The sequence below is a fragment of the Archaeoglobus neptunius genome (assembly GCF_016757965.1).
GTDB lineage: Archaea > Halobacteriota > Archaeoglobi > Archaeoglobales > Archaeoglobaceae > Archaeoglobus > Archaeoglobus neptunius.
This window is the reverse complement of record NZ_JAEKIW010000006.1, coordinates 29,844-54,265: the sequence shown is the minus strand read 5'-3', so window position 1 is coordinate 54,265 and position 24,422 is coordinate 29,844. Positions and strand designations below refer to the sequence as shown.

Below are 24,422 nucleotides of genomic sequence, written 5' to 3'. Positions count from 1 at the left end.
TTGGCAAGAGCCAAGAAAGTCGATAAAATCAAGGAGTTGATGTGGAAACCTGAGCAAATCCGGAACATGGGTATTGTTGCACACATTGACCATGGAAAAACCACGTTGAGCGATAACCTGCTCGCAGGGGCGGGGATGATAAGTGAGGAGCTCGCGGGACAGCAGTTATATCTCGATTTTGACGAACAGGAACAGGAGAGAGGTATAACGATTAATGCTGCCAACGTTTCGATGGTTCACGAATATGAGGGTGAGGATTATCTCATAAATCTCATAGACACTCCGGGACACGTTGATTTTGGCGGAGACGTTACAAGGGCAATGAGGGCTGTAGACGGCGTAATTGTGGTTGTGGACGCAGTCGAGGGAGTGATGCCACAAACAGAAACAGTTCTGAGACAGGCTTTGAGGGAGAACGTTAAACCGGTTCTTTTTGTAAACAAAGTAGACAGGCTGATAAAAGAGCTTGAGCTGACACCGCAGCAGATGCAGGAGAAGCTAATCAAAGTCATTACGGAGGTCAACAAGCTAATCAAATCAATGAGGCCCGACAAGTATTCGGAATGGAAGATTGAGGTTTCTGAGGGCAGTGTTGCATTCGGATCGGCTCTTTACAACTGGGCGGTCAGCGTTCCAGCTCAGAAAATTACCGGAATCGGATTCAAAGAGGTTTATGAGTATCTTAAAGAGGGGAAAGTGAAGGAGCTGGCAAAGAAATCCCCGCTATATCGTGTTGTCCTTGATATGGTTATCAAGCATCTCCCCTCACCGATTGAGGCACAGAAAGAGAGAATTAAGGTTATATGGAAAGGAGATATCAGCAGTGAGGTTGGACAGGCAATGGTTAAGTGTGACCCCAAGGGCCCCATAGCTCTGATGATAACAAAAATCGTTGTTGAACCTCAGGCAGGTGAGATTGCCGTAGGTAGGCTATTCAGCGGCACCCTAAAGCCCGGCCAGGAGCTGTTCATTGTTGACAGAAAGGCGAAGAACAGGATACAGACCGTAGGACTTTACATGGGTCCGAGGAGGGTTGAGGTTAACGAGATACCAGCGGGCAACATCGTTGCCGTTATTGGGCTCAGGGATGCAGTGGCAGGATCAACATGCACGAACATTGAGGATTTCACACCTTTCGAGAGCATAAAGCACTACAGCGAACCCGTGGTTACGATGGCCATCGAGGCCAAAAATCCGAGGGATCTGCCAAAACTGATTGAAGTCCTAAGGAAGATAGCCAAAGAGGATCCAACACTCCACATAACTCTGAATGAGGAAACTGGAGAGCACCTCATCAGCGGTATGGGTGAGCTTCATCTGGAAGTTAAGGTTGAGAGAATCAGAAGGGACTACAACCTCGAGGTAATAACCTCGCCACCAATTGTGGTTTTCAGAGAGACCGTAACGTCAACATCCCCTGTTGTTGAGGGCAAATCGCCAAACAAGCATAACAGGTTCTACATTGTAGTTGAGCCTCTCCCGGAGAAGGTACTGCAGCTTTTCAAAGAAGGTGCGGTCGACATGAGGATGGATAAGAAGGAGAGGAGAAGAATTTTGCAGGAGGCTGGCTTACCGGGAGAGGAGGCTGCTGGAGCAGTGGAGTACTACGAAGGCAACCTCTTCTGTGATGTTACAAAGGGTATACAGTACCTGAATGAGACCATGGAGCTCATCCTTGAGGGTTTCAGAGAGGCCATGAGGGCGGGACCGCTTGCAAGAGAACCGTGCATGGGATTGAAGGTGAAGCTCGTTGATTGTAAGCTGCATGAAGATGCTGTTCACAGAGGTCCTGCACAGGTAATTCCTGCGGTAAGATCAGCGATCTTTGCAGCAATACTTCAGGCGAACCCGTCACTTCTTGAGCCGTACCAGAAGGTGTTCATCACAGTACCACAGGAAATGATGGGTGCGGTGACCAGAGAAATTCAGGGAAGAAGAGGACAGGTTCTTGAGATGAAAACTGAGGGAGATATGGTCACAATAATAGCAAAAGCACCCGTCAAGGAGATGTTCGGATTTGCGGGAGCAATCAGAGGGGCCACATCAGGAAAGGCAATCTGGAGTACCGAGCATGCAGGATTCGAGATAGTTCCGCAGAATCTCGTTACGGACTTTGTTATGGAGGTAAGAAAGAGAAAGGGTCTGAAGCTGGAAATTCCGAAGCCCGAAGATTTTGTTGGGCTTTGAAATTCTTTTATTTTCATGAACCAGGAACTCGAGCCTGTGGATAAGTTCAGATTTTCCTGTTATCCCGGAATCAGTTGCTTCAACGAATGCTGTCAGAATCTGAACATTGCACTAACCCCCTATGACGTGCTGAGGATGGCAAGAGGGTTGGGTGTAACTACAACCGGGTTCCTTGAAAAGTACACTGAAATGCACATCGGTCCGGCTACAGGTCTGCCTGTGGTTGTTCTGAAGATGAGTGGAAAGTGTCCCTTCGTCAGCGAGAAGGGCTGCGCGATTTACTCACATCGACCCACTGCATGCAGGCTCTATCCTCTCGCTAGAGTCAGAGTAGGTGATCAAATTCAGTATTATCTCGTGAGGGAGGAGTTCTGCAAGGGTCATGAAGAGAGCATGGAGTGGCATGTGGGCGAGTGGGTGAGGGATCAGGGGGCGGAGGAGTACAACAGTATGAACGATATCTTCTTTCAGCTCATCACCGCCAAAAACAGGGTATGCAGGAGTCTAAGCCGAGATGAGATCAGAAAGATCTATGAGTCATGTTTTGATATTGACAGTTTCAGGGCCAGAACTGGCATTCGAGATGACCTAGAAGCGCTGATGGAAGGTATCAGGTTCTCCATTTCGCTTTTGCTCGACTGAAAGTCATTCCACTGCAGAAATGGGGATTATTGCAACTCTTGAATTAAAAGTTTAGCCATGTATATATATCGGAGATGCAATATATTTTGTGATGACAGGAGGAGAAGTGGAAAAAATGAAAGAACTGGGTGAGACGGCTTTAAAGCTGGAAGAATACAGAGTCAGGATTGTGCAGTCACTTTCGTGGGTAATTTTCGGGGTACTATTTGCTTCCTCCACGATGCTGTTCAACGCTTTAATTCTGCTCGGTATCTCCGGGTTGGTTGTAGTTATCTCGCTGCTGATGGCCGGTTTTATTGGATTTATTGCTTACACTGCCCTTTGGAAATACATTTCGCCTGGCAGAGGTGTCAGGAAGAAAAATGCTGCTGCCATCATCGTAGCCCTGACAGCCCCCTTTCTGATATCCTATTCAATTCTACCTCTCGTCATTCACACCACGCAGCTCTACTATTCTGTCGTATGGTACCCCTCTCTCGGTTCTGGATTGCTGGCGGCTGGATTAATTTCACGGAGGAGTAGGACGATGTTGTATGCGGGCATTACGCTGATTTTCACCTCCATGATCTTTATCTACCTTCCTGCAGGTTCGGTGACACCGCTTGTGGCAAATCTTCTGGCGATCAGCATGATGCTGGCGGTTTATCTCGTAGCGTTCCTTCATGAATTCATAACAGCGGAGAGAGTGATCTATATTTGATGAAGACATTGTAAATCCGAAAAGAATACTGATTATGACTGTTCTCTTCCTTTTTAGAGAGATCACAGAGGGGGATTTGGCTAAAGCCACAAAGATAGATTGGGGGAGTTTATCAACGCATCTTTCAAGGCTTGAAAGAAGAGGATACATAAAGAGAAAGAAGGCCATAACGTCAAGGGGTGTCAGAACTGTTGTGGCCATAACAGAGCTTGGGCTATCGGAAGTACGTTGAAGAGGTCAGGAAATTGAAGTCTGTTATTGACAATCTGGATCTGCAATAGCTCTAGGGATCTTGGCCTTCAAGCAAATGCACGGAAGTGCCCCCGCCGGGAATTGAACCCGGGTCGAGGAGTCCGCAGCCCCTCAGGATATCCGCTACCCCACGGGGGCAACGAATGACACTCTGACAGGTGGAAAGATAAATCTTCTGATTAAAAAGAAAGAGAAGTTTACTCTTCCGGTACAATCTGGTAGGACTGGAACAGCACGTCTGCATTGAGCTTTCCATGGACGTAGGTTTTGCCCGTTGAAAGATCGTTGACGGCGATCTGGGCAGGAGCAAAGAGATTCGGATCAATCTTGTAGAAATCGTAGTTTGCGGCCTTGAATATCTCGTAGAAGGGCTTTCCGTAATCTCTGCTTGTGCAGCTTGGCACGTTCTTCAGAATCTCGTCGTACTTCTTGACAGTCAGGAAAACACTGCCATAGTACATCATGCTGTCGTTGGTTGATCCCATAGCTTTAAGATCATTCTCGAGAATCGGTGAAATCGGACATCTGCCGGCTCCACTAACAATCAGCTTGGGATCATAGCCAATCTCGTTCATCTTGAAAATTGCAGTCTCCACTATTCTGCCAGATATCTGAACGCTGCCGACAATGCTTGCCGTTGGTGCAACAAGAACGTATACATTTTCTGTATCAACATCACATTCCTTGGCTATGAACTCCACAACTTTCTCGTCGGGAAGTTGATTCGCTTCCAGAGCGATGACTGCCACGTCGGCATCATCCTCATATTCTATTCTCTCATAGGTCTTTTTCGGCTTCAAGGCGAGTGCTCTCGCAGGGCCACTACCCATTGCGAAGTATTTTTCAACCTTTATCTGCCAGCCAGCTTTCTGGCTTCCAAGACAGGCAATTGCCGGATGATCGGTATATTCCGTCACGAATGCGAATGGAACATCGTTTATCGTGTCCACGACGATGTCAACATCTGCCAGACCTCCCATGCAAACCTGTGTGTACATTATTCCCGCATCGTAACTCCCCGGAACGTTGACTCCACAGTCCACTACAACAGCACCATTTTCAAGCTTTTTGGACTCTATTCTAAGCTCTTCTTCATAATCCAGCATGTCCTCAACAATTTCTGCGGCAATCTCGTTTACACTCAACATTTTACCACCTCTACCCTTACCATTTCTCAAGAGTTTTTATTTTTTGTCTTTTAACCTAACCTCCCCTCACCCTCACTCAACTCTCCCATATTCATCAATTTCAGATATTCCTTCAGCATTCTTGGAAACTTTGAAGCTTCTACAAATCTGAGCCCCAGTCTTTCGCTCCATTTTCTGATTCCTGCGTCACTGCTAACGACTCCTGCTTCAAGCTCTTTTGCCAGAAGAAGTACATCGAGGTCTGGAGCACTGTCCAAAATTCCCTGCCTCATCACAGCCCTGTACTTGTCTCTGAACTTTGATATTAAGCTTCCAATTTCGACTTCGATGTTGCTTTTGTCCTCAAGCTTGGACGTAATGGCAGATGCCTCCAGTATGTATTCCTCCGCCAGTCTTCTGCCCCTGTTCATTTTCTGCCTCACCGTTATTATGTAGTCGTAGAATATCGCAGCAGGAATCTTGACCTCAAATCTGTTTGGGGTCTTCTTTACCAGCCATGTGTCGAGTTTTGCAAAAACATCCTCATCACATCCGTATCTTTTGAGAAAACTTGTCAGTTCGGTGTACACTGAAGGATATGGGATGTAGCAGCTTATGTCCAGTTTAAGCCTCGCAAGAGCTATCAGATTCAGTATCTCATTGGCGGACTCACATAGGGATTCATAGCCCTCCTTAATCCTGAGACCCGCATCTGTTATTGCAGTTGTGTCCAGCACAAATCTTTGGCGCATCTAAAAAATTATAATTCCGTGAATATAAGTAACTTTCCCGCTTGGATGCATTTACTTGTGGATCAGTTTCGCTATTATCTCAACAGCATCTGCAAGCCTGTAGGATGGGCGATCAATGATATCTGCATTGACCACATATACCCTCCCGTTTTTCACAGCTTTAATATCCTTCAACCTGTCATCGCTGATGACCCACTGGTAAACCACGTCCTTCCCACCACTCATACCCGTACCGCTGCTGACTATTATGACGTCTGGATTGGCTGCAATCAGATCCTCAACACTTACAACCTTCCAGCCACTGAATTTGAACACGTTTTCCCCATTGGCCAGAGTGAAGACCTCGTCGATGAAAGTGTTTTTTCCACTGACGTAAATCGGGTCGTACCACAGTATGTGAGCAACCCTGACTTTTGGCTTGTTCTTTACCCACTTTGTCACATTCTCAATTTTATATGCCATCTCTCTTACAACTTTTGTGGCATTTTCGTAGTTTCCGGTGGCGATTCCTATCAGAACGATGTCTTTCATTACGTCTTCGATCGTCCTCGGATCAAAGGCTATGACATTGATTCCAAACCTCCTCAGCGTTTCGATGTTCTCGAGGCCGTTACCGTAGGATGCAACAACAAGATCTGGCTTTAAAGATATTATCTTTTCAATGTTTATGGTCGAGTACCCTCCGATGCTTACCAGTGAACCATTCTTTTTCCTCTCAATCACCTCTGGTGGGTAATTGCAGTAGTCCGTAACCCCTACAACCCTGTCTCCAGCTCCGATGGCAAAGAGAATCTCGGTGTTGCTTGGAGCGAGCGAAACGATGCGTTTGGGGTGTCCTTTTTTTATGACATGCCCGGTATCATCAACGGGCGTGGCATTTAATATCTCCGTTAAGTTGAATCTGTGCTCATGATTGTCAACGGGCTTTGAAGCGCATAGAAGGAGTAGGGCAGAAATTAAAAGTAATATGAAAAATTTTTTCATCTTTTTCTACCCCCAATCGCTCCAAACGCTGTAATTGCAGCTATCGCCATTATGGCAGATATTACGGAGAATCCGGGAGTGGGTTTGGTTTCAGTTGTCACGGTTTGAACGGCCTGGGTGGTCGTCTTTACCGTTGGAGTTTGGGTTGTCTCTGGAGCTGTGGTGGTCACGGTTGGTGTGGGTGCTGTAGTCGTGGCAATTGAGGCGTTAATCCTTATGGGATGTGGCTTTCCAAGCAGAGCCATAATGGCATTGACCGTCATGTAGCCGGGGTTTGAAGTTTGATACTCGGTGTATCTGAAGTATCCCTCCTCTGTTTGGAGTTTCAGCAGGTGATCAACTACGCTGATGTTGTTTTTCTTCCATTCTGCGGGATTGACACCGGCAGCAACAAGCGCCTGTATTGTCCATGCATCACTTGCCGCATTACTGGCAGAGCTTCCGAAGTATCTCATCCCACCATCATCGTTCTGCCCTTCTTTCAGATATTTCAGAGCTTTGATGATACATTCTGAATCCTTTGGCTCTCCTGCAGCGATTAATGCCTCTATTGCAGCAGCCGTGTCGTCAAAATCACTCTTTCCACCAACCTTCCATGAAAATCCGCCGTCCGGATTTTGCTGCGCTTTCAGCCATTCTGCGGATTTGGAAACATTCTCACCAACTGATGTGAGTGCGAGTATTCCCCAGATTGTTTTGTATACGAAGTCTCCTATCTGTCCGTTATCCTTGATGCTGGACTTCAATTTGCCTACAAGATCAATTCCAGCAAAGTTTTTCGGATTCTCGCCTGCATAGACAAGAGCCAGTATCGTTCTGGCGTAGTCCTCTGTACCCATGGTGTCCACTTCCTTTTTCAGTCTCTCCCTCATGAAGTCAATTGGGCTTTTACCGTTTTTTGTCCACTTGTGTGGGTCCTGATGGGCCGCAACTATAGCCATGATGGCCCATGCTGTTTTTGCAACGCTGCTGTTCTCTCCAGGATTGGCAAACCCTCCATCGCTGTTCTGAATTGACCTGAGCCACTTCAATGCTTTCTGAATGCTTACATTGCTTGAGTTCAGGGGAAAGTCATTCCATTTGATGGTTATGGCGAACACGCTGAATGATCGGGTTTCAGCAGAGTAGTAGATGTAATCACTGTCCTCGCCCGTTTTCTTGGTGGGAAGTTCGAACCAGCTTCCGTTGTACTTCATGAGTACAACATTCCTGCCTTCGGCAGCGTCTTTCGGCACTCTGAAATCGATCCTGGCTTTGAGCGACTCATTTGCTTTTATCTCGAAACACCTGTAAAATGTACCGTATATAATTCCGGGAGGTGCATGGGCTTTGGATATGGTGACCCTGGCAGCATTCTCCGATTCAAGAGTGAGACCGGTAATGGACAGGTTTTCGGTAACATTGTCTGAGAGCACAATCTTCACTTTACCCGGCTGAATGACTATGGTCTGATTTGTTGTATTGACGAATATGCCGGGCTGACTGACGTTTATCTCCTTGGTTATGGTGTCTGAAAGACCATCGTTGTCGTAAACAGTCAGCGTAACTTTGTAACTGCCGGGGTTGGTGTAGACGTGCGTTACAGTTACACCTCTGGCACCTTTGCCGTCTCCAAAATTCCAGATGTAGTCCGTAATCTGCCCGTCATCCACGGAGTTTGATGCGTTGAAGATAACCTCCTCACCAGCAATTGGATTGGATGGGGAGTAGGTAAAATCGGCTACTGGAGGTACCTTTGAGGGCCACACCATACTCACGCTGATGTCGTAATTATCTCCTATGCTGATGTAAATTCTGTAGGGCGAGCTCTCCGGACTGTCACTCATGCTGCGGGAAAAGTACCATACAATCTCATCTCCCGGATAGATCCTGTAGTCAGTTGCCGCAACGCCGGGCATGGGTTTATCCGGATAGTCAACCCAGTACATCCATCCAGAAGTCTCACCAATGTCACCCCTGCAAAGATCTTTAATGCATTTTACAAAAATCCCCCAGTCTGTAAGTTCGGGAGTTACCGAAAATCCCATGATTTCGGATGCCTTCTTAAGTGCTCCATATGCAGTTCTCCACTCAACTTCCTTGCCGAGAACTTCAAACGTTCCATAGGGTAGGACGTTCTGCTGAACTGTGACAGCTTTTCCCCCTCCACCTCCACTGCTCTGGCATGATGAGATCGTCAGAATTTTGGTGGTACTATCGCCGTCCGAAATGGCGGTGATGTTGAGATTTCCGGTGATTCTGGGAATGTAGTACGCTGGACTGTCAGGGGATGATTCTGAAAAAACTGGAGTTCCTCCATTCATTCTGAATATTATCGTGGCCTTCTCATCTGTTGTAACTGTGACCTGATTGTTGAGACATCCACCGCTAACGGTAAGTGTGAGGGCCGATGCATGTGGCAGGAGAAAAACCAGAAATAGTAAGATCAGGCTCCAGCGCATCAGCTCACCTCGGAGCTAACCGGGCTGCTGATAACCAGCGGGTTGTTCGGGTAATCCTCGAATCTGTAAACTCCTGCATAAAGTGTGTATGTCCCGGTTTCTGCAAGCTGGGGGACGTGTATCAGCACGGGTACCCGCGTCTCCTCATTTGCATTCAGTCTGACTGTTGAAATACCTGCTATCGCCTCTCCGTTATCGTTTGTACCGCTAACAACAATTACAAACCAGCCGCTTGTAGTGGAGGTTACATTAACCCAGGAGGTTATGTTTCCACCCCTAGCACCGTTTGAAACTGTAATGGCGTTTACACCAGCCGGCATAACCTTTGCGTTTATCTTCAGCATGATCTGAGCGTTCGGTGGTGTGTCTGTTCCAAAAATGTAGTATATCGTGTCGCCGTTGGAAAGTTCGTATTTGTTGGGGGACACTGCAGGAGAGACATCGTTGACCCAGTACCTCCATTTGAGTCCGTCGTTCTGCAAGCCCATTATTGCTGAAACATTCAGAGAGCCGTCCTGAGTGTAAGAACTATCATTGATGGAATAGTTAAATCCGATTTCCGCCCCATCTGAAATTCCTCCAAGACTAGCGTAGTGCAGTGCCGCAAGGGCTGATGTGCTGTTGACCTCGTAACTGCCTGTTCCCGCTCTCTCCGTATACTTGCCGGGGTACAGGGTAACGTTTACCTCCACAACACCTGATTTGAAGCAGTAAACGTATCCGCTGTCAGCACCTATGAAGAGTCTGTTGTTGGCGATGAAAGGCGAAGACATGATGTTGTAATAGCTTCCGGAAGGGGGAGTCAGGCGGTAGTACCAGAGCAGTTCTCCGGTGAATGCGTTAACTGCGTAGAGAGTACCATGTGGGGTATTTGTTGCGAAGTAGACAACGCCGTTTGCAACTGCAGGAGAGGAATCAATCTTCCCTCCGGCGTCAAATTCCCATTTTTTGTTTCCAGTGTTTGAATCAAAGCAGTATAGCTTGCCATCAGAAGATCCTATGTATATGTTACCATATGCAATTGCCGCTGTAGATATTGTACCATTGAACGAAACATTCCATGCTTCACTTTCGTCAAAATTTATGGCGTAAAGTTTGCTTTTTGTTGCGATGAATACCTTACCATCTCCAACTGACGGGCTGTTTGTTATCTTGCCATCAACCGGAAACTTCCATTGAATATCGCCGCTCTCATTTATGGCAATCAGAACGTGCTTCCCGCTTTCATTACCTGCAAAAAATATCAGCCCGTTGTATGCTGATGGAGAGGAGTAAGGTGTGATCTCACCGCCCGAGGTGTAATGCCAAAGGACATTTCCGTCTGCATCCAGTTTCCACAAAGTTCCATTTGAGAAAGTTGTAACGTATACCGATCCATTGTAGACCAGTGGGGAGGAGGCTATACCCCACCATGATGGCGAGGATTCGAGCTTCACGGATTTGACTATTTTCCCACTGGTGATGTTGACGTAGTACAGGGTTCCTGAGAGGCTCCCAACAACGAGCTTGTCCCCAAAAACTGCAACAGATGATGCACCTGTGATTGAATCATTTTTCCATTCCACCGCCCCTGTAGTGGCGTTGAGCGAGTACAATCCCGGCTGCCATGTTCCCCAGCCGTACCAGTTGGTGACGTAAATGTGGCCATTGTAGTAAACGGGTGAGGAGTCCACCAGACCCGTCAACTCAGCTGTCCAGTTAAGGGACGGTAACACCTCGACACTGGCAGTAAAGTTTCCGGTTCTCTGGTCATCTCCGTGAAAAGTACTGGCTTGAGCCAGACAAACCGTCAGAACAAACAGCATTAATATCAATATTATTTTTCTCATGTCAGAAATGGTTGATATCAGCTTTAAAAAATTTTCCAAGAAAGTTGATATTCTGTAAAGAATTGTTGATTTGCTACCATTTTGCTAGGCTTTCCTTAACGGTGTCGATCACGCATTTCCACAGCATAGCACCCACATCGCTGCCGGGACCGGCAAATTTGTAGTACTTTCCCCTCTGGGTGCTAAGGATAACAACAGCATCTGTGCTGGTACCGGTAAAGTTGCATCCAGATTCCAGAAGTGCTTTTGTTTTTGCTTCAGTGGCCGTTATTATCGCATTTAACATCGCTGCTCTGCTCAGTCTGCACTCAAAAACTGCTATTATGTTGATCGTCCCAATTCTTTCGTTGGGATTTTTAACTCCAGCAGTTGTGAAAACGGTGACCCTGTCGTAACCCGTGATGCTTAGCTTATCCATCGGAACGGAGGTCAGCAGACCAAAATAAGATCTGAGATTGTAGGATTTTGCAGTCTTCCGCAGGTATTCAACTGGGTCGGAGCTGTAAAACTCTTCGCCAACGGTGTGGTTAAACGCATGTTTCACCCTCCCCCACCCGCCGAGCAAGCCCGTACTAACTCCAAAAAAGTCTCCCGATACTATGAGCGTTCTGCTATCGGTCCAGTAATTTTCGTATGGCATTCAGCATCTCACCTTCATTTCTAACAATAACTGCCTTTTTCAGAATCTTTTCGTAGATTTTTTCTGCCTCACGTCCAGCGAAGTTTCGCTCGCTAAATGGGGTTTCGTTGACCACAACCAGCTTGCCCATGTTTGCAGCATGCAGTGCAGCCAGCAGGTTCTTGAAATTTCCCCATCCGACACTCAGGTTTGAGAGAACTACGACATCGCTTTTTTCAATCATTTTAAGATTTCGGTCATGGGAGAAATCGCTTATCTGGGAAAATGGTGCCTCGTCTACAACCTCCCCAAGTTCTGAAGCAATCTCCCAGTCTGTGTCAAGAACATTGATCACACCGGCAGACACAGCGAATCCTTCCTCTCTCAAAATGTGGAGTATGTTTATTCCGCTTCCTCCACCGCATATGACATGAACTCTCCCCGTCCCCTCTGGCCTCCTGAATTTCGGTACGATGTACACTCCTCGACCGTATCTTTTTACACTCACATCTGCTCCGAAAACATACTTTATACTCTCTTCGGTGATGACATCCACGGATTTACCTGCATGAACGATCTTGCCGTCTTTAACCATTAAAATACGGGTTGCAAAGGAGGATGCGAGATTAATGTCGTGAATTGCAACTATCGCTGCCATTCCATTATCAACCTTATTTCTGATAATCTCCATTATCTCAATCTGTGCAGCAATATCGAGATGGGCTGTTGGCTCGTCGAGCAGCATTATCTGTGGTTCCTGGGCAAAAACTCTTGCGAGCATGACTTTCTGCCTCTCTCCTCCACTAAGTTCCGAGAAAGATCTGTCTGCCATATTCTCCATCCCGACATCTCTTAGAGCCTTTAACGCTATACGACGGTCATCCTCACCCGGCTTCTTCAGACCTTTCATGTACGGCGTCCTTCCGAGCAGAACAACTTCCATAACTCTTAAGTTGGTAATAGGTGTATCCTGGGGAAGATATCCCAGTTTCTTGGCTGTTTCTTCCATATTTTCAATCCATTTTCCATCAAACATCACAACTCCCTTGAGTGGTTTGAGCAAACCGAATATCGTTCTGAGAATTGTCGACTTTCCACTGCCGTTCGGACCCAGTAAGGCTACAAGCTCCCCCTCCTTTACTTCAAAAGTTACGTCTTTCAACACCTCCTTGCTTCCGAGCCTTACCGAAACTCCTTTAACTACAAGCTTCATACTGATCCCCTTAACAGCAGGTAGAGGAAGAAAGGACCTCCGAGCATTGCTGTAATTGCTCCCACAGGAAGCTCGCCGTTTGTTGAGATCCTTGTTATTATGTCTATTGCAGGCATGAATGCTGTTGATAGAAGTACTGTTGATGGAAGTAGCTTCTGGTGCTCCTCTCCGACCAGAATCCTCATGGTGTGTGGAATTATAATTCCCACAAAACCTATCACTCCGCTCACGGCTACAGTTGCTGAGGTGAGCAGAGCAACCACCGCAATTAGTGACCTTCTGTATCTCTCGACGTTAATTCCAACTGCACTGGCATGTTCATCTCCCAGTAGCAGTGCATTCAGGTTCCAGGACGTTACGATCAGGTATATGACGCCGGCGATTGTAACTGGCAGGGCAAACAGCACTTCCTCCATGAATGGATTGGAGAAGCTACCCATCAGCCAGAATATTACCTTATGCATGTTTTGAGTGGAAAAGTAAATGAGCAGCGACGTCACTCCTGAGAAAAAGCTTGCCATGGCCACTCCGGCAAGGAGTATGGCGTAAGTCTGGTCTCTGAATCTGGATGCTGAGCCGATCATGTAAACGATGTATGCGGTTAGTAGAGCTATGGAAAATGCGAGCCCCATTCTCGAATAGATTCCCTCAATGCCGAGAGCCACGGACAGTGCAGCTCCGACGCTTGCACCGCTTGCCACACCCAGTACGTACGGTTCTGCCAGAGGGTTCCTGAAAAGGGCCTGCATTGCGCATCCGGATGATGACAGTGCCGCTCCGGCAACCATTGCGAGCAGCAGTCTGGGCAATCTGTATTCGAAGACTATCTTTACTGCGGTATCGTCAGCGCTGCCGCTAATAATTCTGAAAAGATAATCATAACCGGCGCTGCCCACACTCAGGGCTAGCAGTATGACGGCAAAGTTGAGGCCCAGGAGCAGAAGGATCGTTGTCGTGAATCTCACACGGTCAAGTTAAGTGGGCATTTGATAAAATTTACTTAAATCCGCCTCCCCTTCACCCTGTCAATGTCAAACTTTGCCTTCTCGCTTATGTGCATAACTGCTATGGTACCGGCCATCACAGGGTCGCTGATGACGACATCACTCACATGGGGAACACTGCCAAACATGTTCAGCGAAATCACCCTTATTCCACTTTTTCTCAACTTCTTTACCTCCTCAGTAATCTTGCCCCCCATTATTCCACCGGCGAGTACGAGAACTTCGGCCCTGTGAAGTCTGGAGACGGCCTTTACAGCCTCTGCTATTTCCTCTTCACCCACAACAGGCATGGTGTCTACACTGATCCTCTCTCCCCGTAAGTTGTGTCTGTCAGCCTCGCTTATCGCACCAATGGCAACCTGCGAAACCAAAGCCCCACCACCGAGGATGATTATCCTCTTGCCGAATACCCTTTCAAACGGTTCCTCTTCCTCAACCTCTATTATGTAATCAAACTTCCTGACCTTTTCGACGATATTTCCAAAATTACCACCGTCAATTTCGAAGTAGATCAGGGCCTTTCCGGCATGTTCTCCATGTTTAATCAGGAAAGTCTGGGCAAAGGTGATATTTCCCCCTTCCTCTGCTATAACTGCCGTCAGATCCCTGAGTACCCCAATTCTGTTATCGGCTATAATTCTCAGCCCTTTTAACATCAGAATTTCGCCCCTGTCAGTGTTTTCGTTTCAATGACACCATCGGCTGATCTTATCTTGTTCACAACAACATCGCTCAGCTCCTCGAAATCTCTAACGACTATCTTGGCTATCAGGTCGTATTCCCCGAACAAAGGATAGAGTTCTTCAACCTCCTCAAGTCTGGCAATGGTATCGTAAACTCTTCTTTCTTTTCCCGGTGAGACCTTTATTAGGACGAATCCAAGAGCCATGTAAAAAGGTAACTTCAGATAATTTTAACTTTACCCAAAGAAATATCTCCAGATTTTATCCTTCAGGTGGTGAATGTTCTTCACGGCCTTGCCCTTTCCACCGACCATTTCTTTTCCATCGCACAGGGCAACTCCCACGGCAATTGGACTCTCCTTTCCCTCAACGGTGACGTAGACAAAGTCCCCTTCGCTAATCCTTTCATCTGCGAAGACAATTCCGGGTTTCATAACATCGGCACCATTCATCACGAATTTAAGCGCACCCTCATCTACGGTCACTCTGTATCTCTCAGGTTTGAGTTTGATGGCTCCATAGACAGAAACATAGTATTTTCCATCGTATTCAAGCAGAACGGGCTCATTATCCACCAGGATTATCTTGATGTTACCGAAATCGATCTCATCCATGTCGCCTGCGACCTCAACTCCTGCAGTCTCTCTAACCTCGGAAACAACTCTCCTGGCCTCCTTTTTCCTCAGCCTCCTTCGTCGCATGCAGAAATTATGGTGTGGTTTTTAAAGAGTTTGTTCTGAAAGTGTGCACCACCGACATTTCCGGGATTTTGAGTTAAAATTTTACAATCCAGCAGGCTAGCGGGATCTTTCCACAATCCATCTTATAACTTCTGGCCAGATCTTTCTGTGAGAGCTTTTGCTTACCGTCAGTCCGATGTGACCCCTGTCCGATAGAATCAGTTTCTTGTCCTTTGATGGTATTCTTTCAAAAAAGGAGCTTGCCGATTCGGGGGGTGTTATGTGATCCTTCTGCCCTGCGATGATCAACGTGGGCATGGTCAGATTGTTGATATCAACCTTTCTGTTTCTGTATTCGAACAACCCCTCAATCACCTCGTTTCTGTGGTACCATCGGGTTATGTATTCCACGTAGACGTTGCCGGGAACTGCCGGTGAATCGAAGATCCAGCAGTCCATATAAAGAAACGTTCTCAAGAAATCGGTGTTCTCGGAATTGTCTAAAAGAGACTGGTATTTTCCGACCACCAGTCTTATTGGATCAACAAGTAAGAATGACAGATTCAGCAAATCTCCTGTGGCGTTTCCCAGAGCTCTGGCTATCTTTTCGGGTTCAATTGTTCTGGCCCATTGGGCCAGGGTGTTTGTGGTGTAGAAGTCAACTGCAGGTGCCTGAAGGACGAGATTTTTTATTTTTTCAGGGAATATGGAGGAGTATATGACGGCCAACGTCGAACCGAGGCAGTATCCATGAAGGGTTATACTCTCGACCCCTTTTTTTCCGGTAATGTGTTCGATACAGGTTTCGATGAAATCCAGATAGTCAGAAAGCTCCAAAAACCTGTCTGCCCTTGAGGGATATCCCCAGTCTATCAGCCATACATCGAGACCAGCGTCGAGCATTCTGCTTATTACACTGACCTCCCTGTTGAGGTCAAGAATGTAGGGGCGGTTTATGAAGGCGTAGCAAATAAGGATCGGCACCCTGTATCGAGGTTTTGATTTAAAATGGGCAAGTTTGAACAGCCAGTCTTCTATTTCAAGTTCATATTCGCACGTTCCCGGTTTGATTTCGGGAAGCTGGAGCAAATTTTCACCTCAGGGTCCGGTTTCAAGCCTTCTCTCAAGTTCGAGAATCTTCCTTCTCAGATCGGATATCCTTCTGTAAGCTTCGTCGATCTGGTTCAGTGTGGCAAAAGGACTTGCGGGATTGTTTTCCAAGACTTCTTCGGCAAATCTTCTGAAGTGGAAAATGTGATCCATTAAACTTGAGTTCATCTCTCTCTGGACCTCCAGGTATTCATCAGATTTCAGCAGCAGGTCGAAATGTGACGCAGCAATGCTGTAGAATTCATTTGCAAAATCTGAATAATTTTCAAACACCCCATCTTTCATGGCAGTAATGAAATCACTCACGGCTCTCATGTACGTCTCCTTCATCAGGCCCTTGAACAGAAAATAGGCTTCGGAGAATCTCTCCCACGAATCGAAGGATTTTGAGATATGCATGATTGCCCTGTTAGTTATGGTGTATGGATAATCAGCAACAAGTCTGTATATTTCAAACTCGTGCAGTTCCAGCTCGTTATCCACCATGAAGTCTTTCACATTTTTGATTGGTTCCGCAAAAAACACTTCGTAAGCTTTCATTGTCAGTTCCAGATGGTCTTTTATCGATTTTAAAAGCTCCTCGTATGCATGGAGGGTATCACCGTATATTTCAAACAGCCTCATGTTTTTCCTTGTTGGCAGCAGAAGTATCATCTGCATTGTCCCCAAAATTGCAGTTTCAAGCGGTCGGAAGAAGTACCTGAATATCTCGTTGAAAATTGTCTCAAAATCTTTGGGATTGGGCTTCAGATTGGATCTGTAATCTGCATAGATCTTTTTTAAAACATCTCTTATTTTCATGTTTCTCTTGATCAGCTCCAGGGACTCTTTGGGCAAGGGGTTCATGAAATAATCGTGGTCTTGAATCATGATCAGACCTCCAAAAAATTAAAAATTAACTGGATTTTTTCTTCTCCGGGGTCTTGCTTATTTCAGTCAGCCTGTTGAATATCTCGTCCTGCTGCTTTTCGATCTGTTCCAGAAGTTTCTTGAAGTTATCCAAAACTTTCGCCTGCGAGTCAAGGTAGATATCCATCGTCTTTTTCACACTCTCAAAGCTCTCAGAAGGCAGAAAATGGCTGAGATGTATGCCGTACATGTTCACGTAGCTGTCCATTCCGACCTTCATCAGGTCCAGGGTTGTTTTCCCACTTGCAAAGCCCATTTTGTATAGCCCCCTCATGGTCTCAACAATGTCCGAGTACTCCATATTCCATCACCACTGTATTTTGACATCTAACTGCATATAAAATTTTTTATCAAGTGTTCATAATGTATACATGGTACTCATCAACAATTGACAGACCATTAAGACGCTTACACAAATGTTCGAGGGGCTATGCTGTCGCAGCTTGGCCGAGGTTTGATTTTGGAAGGAAAATGACCAACCTATTTTTAAAAAAAGAAGAACTATTTTCCTTTCCACTCAGGCCTCCTTTTCTGTACAAATGCTTTCATTCCTTCAGAGAAATCTTCAGTTGGTATCAAAAGCTCTATTTCCCTTCCTGCGATCTCAAGTGGATTCCTGTAAAGCTGTCTGACTGCGTTCATGGACTTCTTTATCGCCCTGGCTGCGAGAGGTGCGACTCTGCACACCTTGTCTACGTACTCTATTCCTGCGTCTTCCAGACACTGTTTGGGAACAATGACGTCAACAAGACCAAGTTCTCTGGCCTCCATGGGGTCCATAGGGTCTCCGGTCAGTGCATACTTCGCTATTTTTCTTCCGAAGAGAGCGTAGCCGAAAGATGAGGCGAGTGGAGGGATGGCACCGATAAGACCTTCAGGGATTGAAAAACTGGCGTCTTCACTCGCTATTACTATGTCGAAGAACATATTCAGCTCCATTCCTCCTCCAAAAGCATTGCCATTTACCAGAGCTATTATGGGTTTGTCGTAATTTGCCAGCTCATCAACTAACGGCATGGCAACGTTGTCGAAAAACTCAACCCCATCTCTGAAGCTTTTCCACGATCCCATTACAGCTATGTCGTCTCCAGCACAAAATGCCCTTCCTTCTCCGGTTATAACAACAGCTCTCACGTCCTTATCCTCTTTTGCCCTCCTGAAAGCTTCGGTCAGCCCTTTCCACATTTCCTCATTTAGTGCATTAAGTTTCTCAGGTCGACGCATGGTGATCATCGCATAGTTATGCCTTTTTTCGTATCTGACAGGTCCGAAGTCCAGCAGTTCGTAGTTCCACTTATAGAAACCCTCTCCTGTTTTCTTTCCGAGCTTTTTCTTTTCCTTCATTTCAGTAAGCAGCGGGTCCGGGATGTATTCCTTTAGTCCTGTTTTCCCCTTCCTCGTTTCAAGAACTACCACAACTCTGTCCAGTCCGTAGCTGTCAGCAAAGTCAAGAATGCCTTTTGGGTACCCCATTCCCTTAACCGTAGCCTTGTCTATATCCTCTCTGGTTGCGATCCCGTTTCTTATCAACCATGCTGCCTCGTTTATACCGGGTGCGAGAATCTGTATCGGATTTATGGTGTAAGCAAGGTCTTTTGAAATTTTTGCCCTGGCGTAGAACCCGGAATATTCATAAAATCCTTTTCCAGTTTTCATTCCGAGTCTGCCCTCTCTGACCATATTCTCAAGCATTTCCGGAACTACAACTTCAAAACCTCTCTTTCTAACCTCCTGAAGAACGTTGTAAACGGTGTCAACACCGCTGAAATCTACAACTTCAAAAAGACCCATTGGAAGCCCCGCTCTGTATTTAACCGAGGCATCAATCTGTTCTGGCTTGAAACCTTCCTCAAGAAGTCTTATGGCTTCAACGAACACCCTTATGTTTATTCTGTTTATCAAAAATCCCGGAACATCTTTTTCAACCAGTACGTAATCCATTCCGATAGACCTTGCGAACTCTATTGTTTTTTTGACCGTCTCGTCACACGTTTCTTCACCTTTAATGATCTCGACAAGCTTTATAAGCGTTGGAGGATTGAAAAAGTGCAGTCCAACAACCCTGTCCTTTCTCCCTGTTACGCTTGCAATGTCGGTTATCGGGATTGTTGAGGTGTTTGTTGATAGTATCACATTCTCTCGGCAGTTTTCATCGAGGATCTTGAATATCTCATGCTTTACCTCTGTTTTTTCCACAACAGCCTCAATTACGAAATCAGCCTCCTTCGCAGCATTTGCCAGGTCTGTGGTTGTTTTTATCTTTTTTATTATTTCGTCTGACTTTTTTATCTTTCCTTTTGACTCGAGCTTCCTAACGCTCCACACTATCCTGTTCATTGCGTTCTTCAGAACATCCTCATTGATATCACACAGAATCACTTCAAATCCAGAAAGGGCACAGACTTCAGCGATTCCATGCCCCATCGTACCTGCTCCAACAACCAGAACCTTCATAGATGGCTTTAATCATGATCATATTTAAATTTTTCTTGATTTATTCCACTTATCCGGCTAAAATTTCTCAAATGGTTTCAAAAAGTTCAATTTCTTACTACAAAATTGTAATAAAGTTTACACCAGAATCGTCCTCTGGCTGTCTTTTATCGTCTCACCGACGAACTGGGCCATTGAGTCTATTTTTATACCGCTCTTCTGCAGCCACTCGAAAAACTTTTCGCCCTCCGAAACAAGTTCTTTGAGATTCTTGTACCTCACCACAACTAGGAGGTTGTAGTTTGATCCAACAAGTTTGTAGATTTTCTCTACAAAGTCAAATTTCTGAAGTCTCGATGTTATCTTCTGCAAACCTTCGTAGTCGTTGTGCACCCCAAGGAGCAGAATCCCGATCGTATCGCAGTCGGCCTTTTTGTAATCAATTTCCCATGTCCTCTTAACCTTTTTAACTACTCCCATGTCTTCAAGAACTTTAATCCTGTTGTACGCTGTCTTCTTTGATACCCCGGCATATTCGGCGATCTCATCAAGTGACAACCCTTTCGCAATACCTTCCATAATTTTTAGATTTTTTTCGTCAATCATCGGTGAAAAATTGCATTCAAGTAGATAACCTTTTTCATTCAAGTTCCATCATCATGTCCAGGATCATTGATGCCATCTCCCTGTCAAACTTTTTTATTGCTTCTTCCAGAGCCTTTCTGGTATCTGCGTTTTCCTCCAGTTCTCCGGATAGTATGGAGTTCAGCCCCACCACAGCCCCCTCAAAACTTCCGGTCAGTATCTGGCTGATCTGACTTCTTGATCTCATAAGCCTGTCTATCTCGAAGTAAAATGGGGACACAACAAAACAGACTTTCCTAACATCTTTTAGGCAGGATTGAAGCTTAACGAGCGCATCCCCACCGGTGGATCCGAGTCCGGCGGTCATGACCACGCATTCGTAATCCTTCAATTCATCAGCAAGAACCTCGATCTCCTCAAACCCGTAAAATTTTGGTCCTTCGAGTACCTTCCTGCTGTTTACATTGAACATGTCGTAATCCTTTTCGGATAGTCTGATTATTTCTCTCATTATAGCCGTTCCCGCCCCTCCAAGGGAAACAAGTGCTATTTTTCCCATTCTTGCCCTTACTCAAAAGGTATTTTTAATTTTTTGGGGTCAGCCCTTTGAGGAGATAAAGATCGAGTATGAACCGGAGGGTGCATCTTCATCAACATCGATATGCACGTTTATTGTAATCTCTGATGGATTATCTCTGTTTCCGGCAGGGATTAGCAGCCTGTTGCTGCTGGAAATGCTGGTGCCATCTTCTCTGTGGTACGAAATGTCGATCTTTGTGGGATCCGTACCCTCAACGGTGTCCTCAAAATAGACCCTCCTCTCTTTTCCGTAGTTTTTAATGGTTATTTTCTTAACGTAGTGCCCTCCTGCGGCGATATCCAGGCTGAATGAAGATGGGCTCACCTTCATGTCATTCGGGAGTATGTCAACTGTTATTTTTGAGGAGAAGTACACCATTGTTGCTGAAACACCTGCAAGTGCTAATATGAGCATCAGTATAACCGGCATGTGTTTTCTCACAACCATGACTCTGCTTATCAAAGTATGTATTTAAATTTTCTGATCTTTTAAAAATACTCAAGCTTACTATCATCAACATGTCTCGCCTTAGTTAAATTTATATTGCCTCACATACGAGCAAAACCTGCGGTGATGATTTTATGTATGCACGTATAAAGCTCCGTGATACGGTAAGGGTACCACCATCGAAACTTGGAGAGGATCTCGAGGCGGTAATCAACTCTCTCCTATGGGAGCAGTTTGAGGGGAGGCTTGATAGGGAATACGGCATGATTATTGGAATTGAGAGTATAGAGGACGTGGGGGAGGGAAGGATAATAGAAGGAGACGGAGCTGTTTATTTTGATGTCACTTTCAATGCAATATGCTTTAAACCGATTCATCAGGAGGTCGTCGAAGGGGAGGTAATTGAGATTGTTGAATTTGGGGCCTTTGTCTCAATCGGTCCTTTTGATGCTCTCCTGCACATGAGCCAGGTTACCGACGATTACATGGTTTTTGATGAAAAGAACAAACGTCTTGTGGGTAGAGAAACGAAGAAGGTACTGCAGGAAGGCGATCACGTCAGGGCCAGGATCGTCTCTTTGAGTTTGAAGGAGAGGGAACCGGAAAAGAGTAAAATTGGTTTGACAATGCGTCAGCCGTGGCTTGGAGCCCTGAAGTGGATTGATGAAGATATTGAAAAGATGGAAAAGGAGAGTGAACTGTAATGGCTGAGCTTGCATGCAGAAACTGCAAATTCATAAGTATGGATTCCTCAATCTGCAAAAATTGCGGGAGCACTGAGCTGACAAAAGAGTGGTACGGGTATGTTGTAATAATCGACCCGGAGAAAAGTGAAATAGCAAAAAGACTGGAAATTAAGATCCCGGGTAAATACGCCTTAAGAGTTGGCTAGATGAGGCTCAGAGGTCTGAGGTTACCGGAAAACATGAGAGAAGAGTTTGCAAAGCCTCATGGGAAACTGTACAGGGGCAGTGGTGAGAGGCTGATACTTGAGGTCGAGGAGATAGGTGATTGCAGACTTCTGTGCTGTGTTGGAGACCTTGTTTCAGCATCAGCCGTGAAGGTTGGCGTGATTCCGGATATTGCAGTTATTGACGGAAAAACCCTGAGGGAGGATAGCGTAGAGTTTGAAACCGAGGTTTTTGATGAAAGAATTGAAACCTGGAATCCTGCCGGATATGTTTCCTGCAGACTAATTTCGGATTTGAAAAAAGCCGTGGAACTGGCTGATGATGGAAAAAAAGTCATGGTTTTCGTAGACGGAGAGGAAGATCTTGCTGTGGTTCCTCTTGGGATTCTCCTCCCTGAAAATTCGCTCATTATTTATGGTCAGCCTCGAGAGGGTGTTGTCGCTTTGAAGGTAGATGTTGACAAGAAAATTCTAATACTCAACCTCTTAAGAAGGATGGAAGTGGTTGAAGATTGCGAGGAGCTAAGGTATTTGACAGGAGGTGATTTGATTGGAGGTTTACGTGGAGAGTGAGAGATACAACCCGCTGCTCAGGAGAAGGGAAGTTTACTGCCGGCTTAGCTTTGAGGGAAAGACGCCTTCAAGACATGATGTCAGAGCGAAAATAGCGGGCCTGATGAATGCGGAGATTGAAAGAGTTGTAGTAGATTACATAAAAACCGAGTTCGGTAAAACGGAGGCGAAAAGCTACGTTAAGATATACGACACAGTGGACGATTTAAAGTCTATTGAGGAAGATCACATCATAGAGAGAAATCTCAAGGCGTCCGGTGAGGGAGAAGCAGGTGAAGAGGTATCTGAGGAGGGAGCGTAATGACAAAAGGTGCTGAGAGCATACACAGGCTTTATGAAATAAAAGGTGAGAAAGTCGTCAGGAAGAGAAAGTTCTGCCCGAGATGCGGAGAAGGTGTTTTTCTGGCAGAACACAAAGACAGGTTAAGCTGTGGTAAGTGCGGGTACACCGAGTTCAAGAAGAAATGATTGCTCTCGGAATTGAGGGCACCGCCTGGAGTCTCAGCGTGGGAGTGGTTAATGAGAATGATGTAATTGCACTGCTGAACGATCCATATCAGCCTAAAGAAGGGGGCATACATCCAAGGGAAGCTTCTCAGCATCACAGCGAGAGAATGGCCCCCTTACTTTCCCGTTTGTTTGATAAGGTTGAAAGAGACTCTATAGACGTCATAGCCTTTTCTCAGGGTCCGGGGATGGGGCCTTGCCTGAGAGTTGTTGCTACAGCGGCGAGGTTGCTTTCTGTAAAGCTTAAGAAACCGCTTGTTGGCGTTAACCACTGTCTGGCCCACGTTGAGGTAGGGAGGTGGAAAACAAGGGCGAAGAGGCCCGTTGTGCTGTACGTCAGCGGAGGCAACAGTCAGGTTATTGCAAGAAGGGGTAACAGGTATAGAGTTTTCGGTGAAACCCTGGACATCGGAATTGGAAATGCGCTTGACAAACTTGCGAGGTATATGGGTTTAAAACATCCCGGCGGTCCCAAGATTGAAAAACTGGCAGAGAATGGAAAGAAGTACCACCCGCTTCCATATGTGGTAAAGGGCATGGATTTCTCGTTCAGCGGGATGGTAACGGCAGCCCAGAAATTATATGATTCTGGAGTTTCGCCGGAGGATGTGGCTTACAGCTTTCAGGAAACGGCGTTTGCAATACTGACAGAGGTTACTGAAAGAGCCCTTGCCTATCTGGGCTTAAATGAGGTACTGCTTGTCGGGGGTGTGGCAGCGAACAGGAGACTTCAGGAAATGCTCAGAGTAATGTGCGATGACAGGGGGGCAAGGTTTTATACCCCACCGAAAGAACTGGCGGGAGATAACGGCGCCATGATTGCCTACACCGGTCTATTAATGTACAAACATGGTTATGTAACTCCCGTTGAAAAATCCTATGTCAGGCCGGACTTCAGAATAGAAGATGTGGAGGTAAGATGGGATTAACCGGATTTTTCCGCCTCTTTCTTCATCAGTTTCTGCCTCTCTTTTGCAGTGTATCCGGTTAGCTCCTCGAGAAACCTGTTGTAGGTTTTCAGTGTTTTCAGTGCAGTGTCATCATCAGTCATTCTTGTTTTTGACTCTGCGTAAAGCCGTTTGTTTTCCAGTTTGAGTTTCAGTTCTTCTATTGCTCCAAAGTCTCTTACGATGTAGTAGTTGCCATCAACTTCAAACCCACCAAAATGTTTTTCCAGCATCTCTTCGAGTCTTTCAGGTGTTGGTTTGAATCCCCGTTTGAATCTGTACTCACGCATGACCGGCTTTATGGATTC

29 protein-coding genes and 1 tRNA gene are annotated in these 24,422 nt (G+C 45.9%); 10 read left to right on the top strand and 20 right to left on the bottom strand.

Features of this window, described 5'->3' with window-relative positions:
- From JFQ59_RS05615 to JFQ59_RS05600, 4 genes are all read left to right on the top strand, one after another.
- Complete coding sequence (locus JFQ59_RS05615) at positions 1–2,187, top strand: elongation factor EF-2 (RefSeq protein WP_202319440.1); 2,187 nt, start codon at positions 1–3, stop codon at positions 2,185–2,187.
- A 15-nt stretch (positions 2,188–2,202) separates the two neighbouring features.
- Positions 2,203–2,829 (top strand): YkgJ family cysteine cluster protein, encoded by a 627-nt coding sequence (locus tag JFQ59_RS05610; RefSeq protein ID WP_202319439.1) that lies wholly within the window; start codon positions 2,203–2,205, stop codon positions 2,827–2,829.
- 115 nt (positions 2,830–2,944) lie between these two features.
- On the top strand, positions 2,945–3,529 hold the full coding sequence (locus JFQ59_RS05605; RefSeq protein WP_202319438.1) for a hypothetical protein: 585 nt from the start codon (positions 2,945–2,947) through the stop codon (positions 3,527–3,529).
- Positions 3,522–3,761, top strand: a complete 240-nt coding sequence (locus JFQ59_RS05600) for a transcriptional regulator (RefSeq protein ID WP_330999853.1) — start codon at positions 3,522–3,524, stop codon at positions 3,759–3,761. The genes JFQ59_RS05605 and JFQ59_RS05600 overlap by 8 nt, the downstream gene beginning before the upstream one ends.
- Positions 3,762–3,847: 86 nt before the next feature.
- Here the strand turns inward: JFQ59_RS05600 and JFQ59_RS05595 are convergent.
- From JFQ59_RS05595 to JFQ59_RS05505, 19 genes are all read right to left on the bottom strand, one after another.
- Positions 3,848–3,919, bottom strand: a tRNA-Arg gene (locus tag JFQ59_RS05595).
- A gap of 59 nt (positions 3,920–3,978) precedes the next feature.
- The gene (mch, locus tag JFQ59_RS05590) at positions 3,979–4,929 is read right to left on the bottom strand and encodes a methenyltetrahydromethanopterin cyclohydrolase (RefSeq protein WP_202319436.1); all 951 of its coding nucleotides are present in this window, start codon (positions 4,927–4,929) and stop codon (positions 3,979–3,981) included.
- Positions 4,930–4,979: 50 nt separating this feature from the next.
- Entirely contained in the window at positions 4,980–5,660 is a 681-nt protein-coding gene (locus tag JFQ59_RS05585; RefSeq protein ID WP_202319435.1) for an RNA ligase partner protein, read from the bottom strand.
- 51 nt (positions 5,661–5,711) lie between these two features.
- Entirely contained in the window at positions 5,712–6,644 is a 933-nt protein-coding gene (locus JFQ59_RS05580; RefSeq protein WP_202319434.1) for an ABC transporter substrate-binding protein, read from the bottom strand.
- Entirely contained in the window at positions 6,641–9,085 is a 2,445-nt protein-coding gene (locus JFQ59_RS05575; RefSeq protein ID WP_202319433.1) for a PKD domain-containing protein, read from the bottom strand. Before JFQ59_RS05575 ends, JFQ59_RS05580 begins: the two co-directional genes overlap by 4 nt.
- A complete protein-coding gene (locus JFQ59_RS05570; RefSeq protein WP_202319432.1) occupies positions 9,085–10,914 on the bottom strand; it encodes an outer membrane protein assembly factor BamB family protein in 1,830 nt (609 codons plus the stop codon). Before JFQ59_RS05570 ends, JFQ59_RS05575 begins: the two co-directional genes overlap by 1 nt.
- A gap of 73 nt (positions 10,915–10,987) precedes the next feature.
- Positions 10,988–11,554: an adenosylcobinamide amidohydrolase gene (locus JFQ59_RS05565; protein WP_202319431.1), complete on the bottom strand. Its 567-nt coding sequence runs from the start codon at positions 11,552–11,554 to the stop codon at positions 10,988–10,990.
- Complete coding sequence (locus JFQ59_RS05560; RefSeq protein ID WP_202319430.1) at positions 11,526–12,746, bottom strand: ABC transporter ATP-binding protein; 1,221 nt, start codon at positions 12,744–12,746, stop codon at positions 11,526–11,528. The genes JFQ59_RS05565 and JFQ59_RS05560 overlap by 29 nt, the downstream gene beginning before the upstream one ends.
- Positions 12,743–13,711: a FecCD family ABC transporter permease gene (locus JFQ59_RS05555; protein ID WP_330999849.1), complete on the bottom strand. Its 969-nt coding sequence runs from the start codon at positions 13,709–13,711 to the stop codon at positions 12,743–12,745. Before JFQ59_RS05555 ends, JFQ59_RS05560 begins: the two co-directional genes overlap by 4 nt.
- Positions 13,712–13,746: 35 nt before the next feature.
- A complete protein-coding gene (locus JFQ59_RS05550) occupies positions 13,747–14,406 on the bottom strand; it encodes a DUF5612 domain-containing protein (protein ID WP_202319429.1) in 660 nt (219 codons plus the stop codon).
- On the bottom strand, positions 14,406–14,639 hold the full coding sequence (locus tag JFQ59_RS05545) for an Lrp/AsnC ligand binding domain-containing protein (RefSeq protein ID WP_202319428.1): 234 nt from the start codon (positions 14,637–14,639) through the stop codon (positions 14,406–14,408). The genes JFQ59_RS05550 and JFQ59_RS05545 overlap by 1 nt, the downstream gene beginning before the upstream one ends.
- Positions 14,640–14,669: 30 nt before the next feature.
- Entirely contained in the window at positions 14,670–15,134 is a 465-nt protein-coding gene (locus JFQ59_RS05540) for a PUA domain-containing protein (RefSeq protein ID WP_202319427.1), read from the bottom strand.
- 96 nt (positions 15,135–15,230) lie between these two features.
- Complete coding sequence (locus JFQ59_RS05535; protein WP_202319426.1) at positions 15,231–16,202, bottom strand: alpha/beta fold hydrolase; 972 nt, start codon at positions 16,200–16,202, stop codon at positions 15,231–15,233.
- Positions 16,203–16,211: 9 nt separating this feature from the next.
- Positions 16,212–17,093, bottom strand: coding sequence for a poly(R)-hydroxyalkanoic acid synthase subunit PhaE (locus JFQ59_RS05530; protein ID WP_202319425.1), 882 nt, complete (start codon positions 17,091–17,093; stop codon positions 16,212–16,214).
- A 25-nt stretch (positions 17,094–17,118) separates the two neighbouring features.
- Positions 17,119–17,433, bottom strand: a complete 315-nt coding sequence (locus JFQ59_RS05525) for a hypothetical protein (protein ID WP_202319424.1) — start codon at positions 17,431–17,433, stop codon at positions 17,119–17,121.
- A 200-nt stretch (positions 17,434–17,633) separates the two neighbouring features.
- Positions 17,634–19,586 (bottom strand): 3-hydroxyacyl-CoA dehydrogenase/enoyl-CoA hydratase family protein, encoded by a 1,953-nt coding sequence (locus JFQ59_RS05520; RefSeq protein WP_202319423.1) that lies wholly within the window; start codon positions 19,584–19,586, stop codon positions 17,634–17,636.
- A gap of 117 nt (positions 19,587–19,703) precedes the next feature.
- Positions 19,704–20,171 carry an HTH domain-containing protein gene (locus JFQ59_RS05515; protein WP_202319422.1) on the bottom strand — a complete coding sequence of 156 codons (468 nt, stop codon included), beginning with the start codon at positions 20,169–20,171 and terminating at the stop codon, positions 19,704–19,706.
- A gap of 34 nt (positions 20,172–20,205) precedes the next feature.
- Positions 20,206–20,709 (bottom strand): hypothetical protein, encoded by a 504-nt coding sequence (locus JFQ59_RS05510; RefSeq protein ID WP_202319421.1) that lies wholly within the window; start codon positions 20,707–20,709, stop codon positions 20,206–20,208.
- Positions 20,710–20,748: 39 nt separating this feature from the next.
- Positions 20,749–21,177 (bottom strand): DUF4832 domain-containing protein, encoded by a 429-nt coding sequence (locus tag JFQ59_RS05505; RefSeq protein ID WP_230972326.1) that lies wholly within the window; start codon positions 21,175–21,177, stop codon positions 20,749–20,751.
- Positions 21,178–21,311: 134 nt separating this feature from the next.
- Between JFQ59_RS05505 and rpoE the strand changes: the two genes are divergently transcribed.
- The 6 genes from rpoE to JFQ59_RS05475 are packed head-to-tail and all read left to right on the top strand — an operon-like array spanning position 21,312 to position 24,096.
- Positions 21,312–21,881 carry a DNA-directed RNA polymerase gene (gene rpoE / locus JFQ59_RS05500; RefSeq protein WP_202319420.1) on the top strand — a complete coding sequence of 190 codons (570 nt, stop codon included), beginning with the start codon at positions 21,312–21,314 and terminating at the stop codon, positions 21,879–21,881.
- On the top strand, positions 21,881–22,069 hold the full coding sequence (gene spt4 / locus JFQ59_RS05495; protein ID WP_202319419.1) for a transcription elongation factor subunit Spt4: 189 nt from the start codon (positions 21,881–21,883) through the stop codon (positions 22,067–22,069). Before rpoE ends, spt4 begins: the two co-directional genes overlap by 1 nt.
- The gene (locus JFQ59_RS05490; protein WP_202319418.1) at positions 22,070–22,660 is read left to right on the top strand and encodes a GTP-dependent dephospho-CoA kinase family protein; all 591 of its coding nucleotides are present in this window, start codon (positions 22,070–22,072) and stop codon (positions 22,658–22,660) included.
- Positions 22,638–22,961 carry a 30S ribosomal protein S24e gene (locus tag JFQ59_RS05485; RefSeq protein ID WP_202319417.1) on the top strand — a complete coding sequence of 108 codons (324 nt, stop codon included), beginning with the start codon at positions 22,638–22,640 and terminating at the stop codon, positions 22,959–22,961. Before JFQ59_RS05490 ends, JFQ59_RS05485 begins: the two co-directional genes overlap by 23 nt.
- Positions 22,961–23,128 carry a 30S ribosomal protein S27ae gene (locus JFQ59_RS05480; RefSeq protein ID WP_202319416.1) on the top strand — a complete coding sequence of 56 codons (168 nt, stop codon included), beginning with the start codon at positions 22,961–22,963 and terminating at the stop codon, positions 23,126–23,128. The genes JFQ59_RS05485 and JFQ59_RS05480 overlap by 1 nt, the downstream gene beginning before the upstream one ends.
- A complete protein-coding gene (locus tag JFQ59_RS05475) occupies positions 23,125–24,096 on the top strand; it encodes a bifunctional N(6)-L-threonylcarbamoyladenine synthase/serine/threonine protein kinase (protein WP_202319415.1) in 972 nt (323 codons plus the stop codon). The genes JFQ59_RS05480 and JFQ59_RS05475 overlap by 4 nt, the downstream gene beginning before the upstream one ends.
- Here JFQ59_RS05475 and JFQ59_RS05470 read toward each other — a convergent pair.
- Positions 24,093–24,404 carry a DUF5611 family protein gene (locus JFQ59_RS05470; protein ID WP_202319414.1) on the bottom strand — a complete coding sequence of 104 codons (312 nt, stop codon included), beginning with the start codon at positions 24,402–24,404 and terminating at the stop codon, positions 24,093–24,095. The two genes, JFQ59_RS05475 and JFQ59_RS05470, sit on opposite strands and share 4 nt — an antisense overlap.
- Positions 24,405–24,422: the final 18 nt, after the last annotated feature.